Annotated in this window: 1 protein-coding gene; it reads right to left on the reverse strand. The window is 47.6% G+C overall.

Annotated features, from left to right (window positions below):
• Window positions 1-550, reverse strand: a 550-nt coding sequence (locus DT603_RS15855) for a hypothetical protein (RefSeq protein ID WP_211368494.1), incomplete at both ends; no start/stop codon positions are given.

Raw genomic sequence — 550 nt, forward strand, 5'->3', positions numbered from 1 at the left:
GATAAACGGATTCGTGGCATTGAAATAAACCCGGGCTGAACTCATCCCGATTTTCCGGATCAACTCACTGGCAAAGGTGTAGCCCAGGTTGATACTTCTGCATTTGATAAACGAGCCATCGTAGTACCCCAACGTAGAACCAAAATAGGCCACGGCACTGGCTGCATCCGGTGCAGGGAAGGCATTGGTCGGATTCGTTTCGGTCCAGTAATCGGTTTTCACCTGGTTTACCCGGCCCTGATTGAAGAACGCAAATCCACCCGATCCTGTCGAGTTACCTGTCAGGTAAGGCACAATCACTTTCATACCCATACGAGCAAAGGTTACAATCGATAGATCGAAGTTCTTGTAACTGAACCGATTGGTTATACCACCTTCCCAAACGGGCTGGAAATTACCGAGAATCTGACGGTCATTAGCATCAATCTTGCCATCGCTATTCACATCTTCTATCCTGATCTGCCCAGGGAACTGATCAGGCGCTGTTTGTTTAGCTAAAGTCCCTATTTCCTGGTCTGTGGTCTGCCAGATGCAGATTTTCTTGTAATCA

Origin of the sequence: Pseudoxanthomonas gei (genome assembly GCF_010119615.1) — a bacterium.
GTDB lineage: Bacteria > Pseudomonadota > Gammaproteobacteria > Xanthomonadales > Xanthomonadaceae > Pseudoxanthomonas_A > Pseudoxanthomonas_A gei.